This is a genomic window from Escherichia sp. WS338, from assembly GCF_046486405.1.
Taxonomy (GTDB): domain Bacteria; phylum Pseudomonadota; class Gammaproteobacteria; order Enterobacterales; family Enterobacteriaceae; genus Escherichia; species Escherichia coli.
Window position 1 is genome coordinate 1 of record NZ_JBJQLL010000085.1, and the last position, 2,583, is coordinate 2,583.

Consider the following 2,583-nt stretch of genomic DNA (forward strand, 5'->3'; position numbering starts at 1 on the left):
CGACAGCCGGGGCCGCACTGTCGATTTTTATCTCTCCTCCCGTCGTAACAGCAAAGCTGCATACCGGTTTCTGGGTAAAATCCTCAACAACGTGAAGAAGTGGCAGATCCCGCGATTCATCAACACGGATAAAGCGCCCGCCTATGGTCGCGCGCTTGCTCTGCTCAAACGCGAAGGCCGGTGCCCGTCTGACGTTGAACACCGACAGATTAAGTACCGGAACAACGTGATTGAATGCGATCATGGCAAACTGAAACGGATAATCGGCGCCACGCTGGGATTTAAATCCATGAAGACGGCTTACGCCACCATCAAAGGTATTGAGGTGATGCGTGCACTACGCAAAGGCCAGGCCTCAGCATTTTATTATGGTGATCCCCTGGGCGAAATGCGCCTGGTAAGCAGAGTTTTTGAAATGTAAGGCCTTTGAATAAGACAAAAGGCTGCCTCATCGCTAACTTTGCAACAGTGCCTTCCTCCATTGGTTGACGAAGCCGACGAAGGCCGCCGCCGGCATCGGCCTGGCGAACAGGAAACCCTGCACCGTGTCGCAACCCGCCTGCCGCAACCACGCAAGGCAGTCGGGTGTTTCCACACCCTCGGCTACCACCTCCATTGTCGTTTTCAGAAGACGGCTGCACTGAACGTCAGAAGCCGACTGCACTATAGCAGCGGAGGGGTTGGATCCATCAGGCAACGACGGGCTGCTGCCGGCCATCAGCGGACGCAGGGAGGACTTTCCGCAACCGGCCGTTCGATGCGGCACCGATGGCCTTCGCGCAGGGGTAGTGAATCCGCCAGGATTGACTTGCGCTGCCCTACCTCTCACTAGTGAGGGGCGGCAGCGCATCAAGCGGTGAGCGCACTCCGGCACCGCCAACTTTCAGCACATGCGTGTAAATCATCGTCGTAGAGACGTCGGAATGGCCGAGCAGATCCTGCACGGTTCGAATGTCGTAACCGCTGCGGAGCAAGGCCGTCGCGAACGAGTGGCGGAGGGTGTGCGGTGTGGCGGGCTTCGTGATGCCTGCTTGTTCTACGGCACGTTTGAAGGCGCGCTGAAAGGTCTGGTCATACATGTGATGGCGACGCACGACACCGCTCCGTGGATCGGTCGAATGCGTGTGCTGCGCAAAAACCCAGAACCACGGCCAGGAATGCCCGGCGCGCGGATACTTCCGCTCAAGGGCGTCGGGAAGCGCAACGCCGCTGCGGCCCTCGGCCTGGTCCTTCAGCCACCATGCCCGTGCACGCGACAGCTGCTCGCGCAGGCTGGGTGCCAAGCTCTCGGGTAACATCAAGGCCCGATCCTTGGAGCCCTTGCCCTCCCGCACGATGATCGTGCCGTGATCGAAATCCAGATCCTTGACCCGCAGTTGCAAACCCTCACTGATCCGCATGCCCGTTCCATACAGAAGCTGGGCGAACAAACGATGCTCGCCTTCCAGAAAACCGAGGATGCGAACCACTTCATCCGGGGTCAGCACCACCGGCAAGCGCCGCGACGGCCGAGGTCTTCCGATCTCCTGAAGCCAGGGCAGATCCGTGCACAGCACCTTGCCGTAGAAGAACAGCAAGGCCGCCAATGCCTGACGATGCGTGGAGACCGAAACCTTGCGCTCGTTCGCCAGCCAGGACAGAAATGCCTCGACTTCGCTGCTGCCCAAGGTTGCCGGGTGACGCACACCGTGGAAACGGATGAAGGCACGAACCCAGTGGACATAAGCCTGTTCGGTTCGTAAACTGTAATGCAAGTAGCGTATGCGCTCACGCAACTGGTCCAGAACCTTGACCGAACGCAGCGGTGGTAACGGCGCAGTGGCGGTTTTCATGGCTTGTTATGACTGTTTTTTTGTACAGTCTATGCCTCGGGCATCCAAGCAGCAAGCGCGTTACGCCGTGGGTCGATGTTTGATGTTATGGAGCAGCAACGATGTTACGCAGCAGGGCAGTCGCCCTAAAACAAAGTTAGCCATTAAGGGAGTTAAATTGAAAATATCATTGATTTCTGCAGTGTCAGAAAATGGCGTAATCGGTAGTGGTCCTGATATCCCGTGGTCAGTAAAAGGTGAGCAACTACTCTTTAAAGCGCTCACATATAATCAATGGCTCCTTGTCGGAAGAAAAACATTTGACTCTATGGGTGTTCTTCCAAATCGCAAATATGCAGTAGTGTCAAAGAACGGAATTTCAAGCTCAAATGAAAACGTCCTAGTTTTTCCTTCAATAGAAAATGCTTTGAAAGAGCTATCAAAAGTTACAGATCATGTATATGTCTCTGGCGGGGGTCAAATCTATAATAGCCTTATTGAAAAAGCAGATATAATTCATTTGTCTACTGTTCACGTTGAAGTCGAAGGTGATATCAAATTCCCTATAATGCCTGAGAATTTCAATTTGGTTTTTGAACAGTTTTTTATGTCTAATATAAATTATACATACCAGATTTGGAAAAAAGGCTAACAATGCGTTGGGCACTGTTGCAAATAGTCGGTGGTGATAAACTTATCATCCCCTTTTGCTGATGGAGCTGCACATGAACCCATTCAAAGGCCGGCATTTTCAGCGTGACATCATTCTGTG

Annotated in this window: 2 protein-coding genes and 2 pseudogenes; 2 read left to right on the top strand and 2 right to left on the bottom strand. The window is 53.5% G+C overall.

Going from position 1 to position 2,583, the window contains the following annotated elements; all coding sequences use genetic code 11:
* Positions 1-421: pseudogene (locus tag ACJHWT_RS25230) on the top strand (IS6-like element IS26 family transposase); the annotation flags it as partial.
* 36 nt (positions 422-457) lie between these two features.
* Here ACJHWT_RS25230 and ACJHWT_RS25235 read toward each other — a convergent pair.
* Both ACJHWT_RS25235 and intI1 read right to left on the bottom strand, forming a co-directional pair.
* Positions 458-616, bottom strand: a pseudogene (locus tag ACJHWT_RS25235) (EAL domain-containing protein); the annotation flags it as partial.
* Positions 617-818: 202 nt separating this feature from the next.
* Positions 819-1,832, bottom strand: a complete 1,014-nt coding sequence (intI1, locus tag ACJHWT_RS25240; RefSeq protein WP_000845048.1) for a class 1 integron integrase IntI1 — start codon at positions 1,830-1,832, stop codon at positions 819-821.
* Positions 1,833-1,989: 157 nt separating this feature from the next.
* Between intI1 and dfrA17 the strand changes: the two genes are divergently transcribed.
* Positions 1,990-2,463 carry a trimethoprim-resistant dihydrofolate reductase DfrA17 gene (dfrA17, locus tag ACJHWT_RS25245; RefSeq protein WP_001389366.1) on the top strand — a complete coding sequence of 158 codons (474 nt, stop codon included), beginning with the start codon at positions 1,990-1,992 and terminating at the stop codon, positions 2,461-2,463.
* Positions 2,464-2,583: the final 120 nt, after the last annotated feature.